Here is a 4,238-nt window from a genome sequence, read left to right on the forward strand (position 1 = left end):
TAAAATTGACAGATTAGAATTTTGTACAAATATTGATAATGAAGAAATAATAAATGCAATTGGACATGATTCAACAGTTCAACTAATAAATTCATTATGTGATACAAAATTTGAGAAAAATAGGATAGAAATTAAATTAGACAAAAGAGACAAACTATATATTGTGCAAATTTCACAAAGATTAGAAGAAGGAAAAATATTAACGCTAGAAGAAATATTGAAATTGTACGAAACTGGAAAAGTTCAATTTTTCGAGATAATTGTAGACTAATAAGTCAAATAAAATTTTTTTCATCTTTTTGGAATTACGCATTTGGGTTAACTCTTTTATGCTAAAATTTTTTAATATATAAATGTTTTTACGCCGTTATTTTGCGTAAATTATCGTTAGAAAAGTAAAAATTTGTGTGAGTTAAAAGTTTAAAAAGATTTCTTGTAAATTATCGACTCTCATTTATATACTTGTCATTACAATTTTTCAGCAGATGAATGCAAAAAAGTAACAAACGAAAAATTGAAAGAACTTTTAGTTTTGTATTTTTTTAGTAATGTTTATAATTTTGAAAAGAAACAATTTAATCAATATGAGTTTTCTATTGAATTTAGGTGAGTTAGGAACATTCTTTGCAGATGAAATTGAAAATTTGGAAAATTTCACAAACTGGATATCTAGTGATTTTATAAATTTTATTAATGCAATAGTTAATGATATCAAAAATATTACAAGTTTCCTAGGACAAGCAATTTCCGATATTCCTACTTTTATGACAAATATTGCAACTAATTTCTTAACAATTTTACAGAATTTTGTACAAACTGCAATTTCTACAATTCAAGGATTTGTTTCATGGTTTGAACAACAAGTTGTAGGAGCTTTTGAATTTCTATCCTCAATTGCGTCTGATTTCATAAATTCAGCATATTCATTTTTCCAAAATGTAGCTAACGCATTTGCACAAATTATATCAGGAGTAATTTCCGATTTTCTGAACTTTTTCGGAGCTAATATGAAACATATTTCTAATGCAATTTCTCAACTTACTCAATTTTTATCACCATTTATTGCTCCAATTACAATTGGAAAATTCTTACCAGTTATTGTAGATAAATTAGCTGAAATTTTACCAGAAATAGAAATAGATTTAGCTCCAGTTGGATTAGGCGGAAAAATTCCAATTAAATTTGGAGAAATTATAAAAGCTTTTGCAGAAACTTCAGTAGATTTTTTAAATGAAATAAGAACTGAACTTGCTATAACTTTAAAAGAATTTATAAAAGAACCATTTATTTCAGATTTTAAAATTACAGCGAGAGAAATATTTAATGAAATTGGTTTGGGCGATTTGCCATTTGCAGATCCGCCATTTGTACAAATTGGAAGATGGGTAGCTGTAAGGTCTTTTGAAGAAATTAAAGATCACTTAAAAGAAACAATATTGCTAACTGGTTATCCAGCTTGGTTTACTAATGCTTATCTAGAACCTCCAGTTAATGATTTCGCTCCTAAAAATCCATTATTTAGACCTGTAGGAATTCGCGATCTAATCTTAGGGACACAATATGGAATTTTAAACATTTCAGATCTTGAAAAATATGCATATAACAATTTATTAACTCCAAAAACTGCAAAATTAATGTATCAAAACCAAACTGCTAGACTTTTACAAAGAACTGTAGAGCAAGGGATTCGACAATTTATTATTACTCCTCAAAAAGCTTATGAAGAAATAATTCAAAATGTTAATTTAACTGGTAAAGAATTATTTCTAAAAACTTTCACATTAGAATATGAATATGCAGTTCAGAGAATTGTTAGACAATTTTTAAGATCATTATTATCTAGAGCTTTATCAAATTTTGGAAGACCGTACCTTGATTTTAAATATTTAGATGATACAATTGCTAAATTATTTAAAGATCTAGGATATCCAGAAGAAGTAAGAACAGTTTTCGATACTATGATCACACAATCTCAGTTAATTTATACTAATCAACTTCTATTAAGACAATTACAACAAATCGTTAGGTTAGGAATTTTTGATCAGAAAAAGATTAAAGAAGAATTGAAAGCTAATAAATTTAATGAACAAATAGCATTACAAATTTTAGAAAGTGAATTACAATTTGCACAATTGCAAAATATACTAAAAGAATATCAATTCAAACTTAAAAGTTTTCTAATTTCTCCAAGAGATTTAGAAAAAGATCTAAAACATATTGGATTTGATTCTGCAATTATTTCAGCTTTGATTTACGAAAATCAAACAGAACAACTTATAAAGTTTCAATTATCAAATCTAGAAAGTTTAGCGAAAAAAGGCTATTTATCTTTAGATGAAATCAAAAAGCAATTTAAAGCAATTGGAATAATAAAAGAATATGAAGATGCATTTATAAACTTTATAAATCAAGAATTACAAATATCTGCATTTTTGACAATTTTAAAGAGTCAATTAAGACAATTCCAAATAGATTCAAAAATTGCAGAAGTAGAATTGAAGAAATTGAATATTAATGAATATCTGCTAAATCAGATAATTCAAGAAGAATATAACATAAATATCGCAAAACTACAATTAAGCGTAATTGAAACAATTGCGAAAACTTTATACTATGATCAACAACAATTATCTGGAGAATTAGGAAAAATAGTAAAAGATAAAACAGCTCTTGATTTATATAATCAAAAGTTTTATTACGAATACATATATCCAAAAATTATTAATTATCATCTCCAATTGGCTAGACATGGAATTCTTTCAGATATTTCAAAATTACCAAAAGAAGTTATAGAATATGAAATTAAGCCTGCATTATTGACTTATCAAACTACGCTAGAAATTGAGTATATAAAAGAATCATTAAAAGATTTGGAAATTAAGCCAGATAACGCAATAAATGAACTAGAGAAATTAGGAATGCAGAAAGATATAGCTCAATTAATTGTAAATACTTATATTCCGACATTTTATAACGTACATACAATAATTCAAAATGTTATAGAAGGTCAATTATATAAAGTCGGGAAAGTTCCAATAAATCTAGGAAATGCAGAAAGTGAACTAAGAAAACTAGGAATTCCTGATAATCAAATAAAGATTCTTCTAGAACAATATGCTAGTACTTTTGGTCTTGAAATTTGGAGAAGACATTTGCCTTCAATTTCCATAATTGAAAATGCAATAAAGTACAATTATCTAGATCAAAAATTAATAGAATATAGCTTTATCCCATCTGAATTATTGAATTTGTATGTAAACTATTATCAACATTTACTAGTAGCACAAGAAGTACAATCTTTCAAATCTGAATACATAACTGCATTAATTTATAATTATCAGAATTTACAATTTGAAAGTTTGTTAAAACAATATGGAATTAATGAAGCATTATTAAATGTAATAAAATTATTTGCACAAGTAAGAAAAATTGTGACAGGCTTACAAGAACTATATCTAACGCCGACAAAAGCACTTTCAATTAGCGAATATGTATCAAATCCACAACAATTACTACAGAAAGTATTTACAGAATTCCAGATTCCGCAAGAGTTACAAAATACATATTTTGAATATGCAAGAAATAGAAGAGTTAGCAGATATGTTAATGAAATAATTACTACAATTAGCTTACTATTTGAGAAACATAAAATAGATCTTAATACTGCACAATCTTATCTTCAACAATTGAAGAAATATGGATTAACTGATGAAGAAATTCAATTGATAACACTCAATTGGCAATTAAGAAGTGCTTACTAACAATTTCTAAACATCATATACATTATATATTTTATATAGTGTATGGGTTACGTTATCACATGCAAAACAACTCATATACATTATATAATGTATTAGATTTGATTTTTTATTTACCGCATTTTTGATATATTATATCATGCCTTTGCCATACAAGATGAGTTACAAATTACCGTTAGAATATCTATCATTACAAGACTGGAACAACTTTGTTCAGAATTTAATATTTATAAATCAATACGGTACAGCTAAATTATTACAATATTATCAAAATGGTAATTTTCAAAATCTAAAAGATGTATTTGCAAAATATTTATATGTAGCACAATTGAAAGTTAATGGATATAATGTATTATATAATTTGGCAAAACCACTAGCGTATACTTTTGGAAATGTTTTTCAAGAACTCGCAAATAGACCTACCGTCGAATTATCTGAAGTTATTGTTCCGCCTCCTTCACTTAGCTATAATATAAAGTA

3 protein-coding genes are annotated in these 4,238 nt (G+C 26.1%); all 3 read left to right on the forward strand.

What is annotated here, in order from left to right:
• On the forward strand, window positions 1–271 hold a 271-nt coding region (locus tag ACFP1Z_RS33535; RefSeq protein ID WP_390321852.1), incomplete at its 5' end, for an STIV orfB116 family protein.
• Window positions 272–584: 313 nt separating this feature from the next.
• Complete coding sequence (locus tag ACFP1Z_RS33540) at window positions 585–3,761, forward strand: hypothetical protein (RefSeq protein WP_198968538.1); 3,177 nt, start codon at window positions 585–587, stop codon at window positions 3,759–3,761.
• Between the two features lie 136 nt (window positions 3,762–3,897).
• Window positions 3,898–4,238, forward strand: a 341-nt coding sequence (locus ACFP1Z_RS33545) for a hypothetical protein (RefSeq protein ID WP_390321855.1), incomplete at its 3' end; no start/stop codon positions are given.

Origin of the sequence: Streptomyces gamaensis, assembly GCF_042656465.1 — a bacterium.
In the GTDB taxonomy this organism is placed as follows: domain Bacteria; phylum Actinomycetota; class Actinomycetes; order Streptomycetales; family Streptomycetaceae; genus Streptomyces; species Streptomyces gamaensis.

Bases quoted from the DNA above. Each gene is read 5' to 3' on its own strand.
- ACFP1Z_RS33540 (WP_198968538.1), top strand. From the start codon at position 585: ATGAGTTTTCTATTGAATTTAGGTGAGTTAGGAACATTCTTTGCAGAT.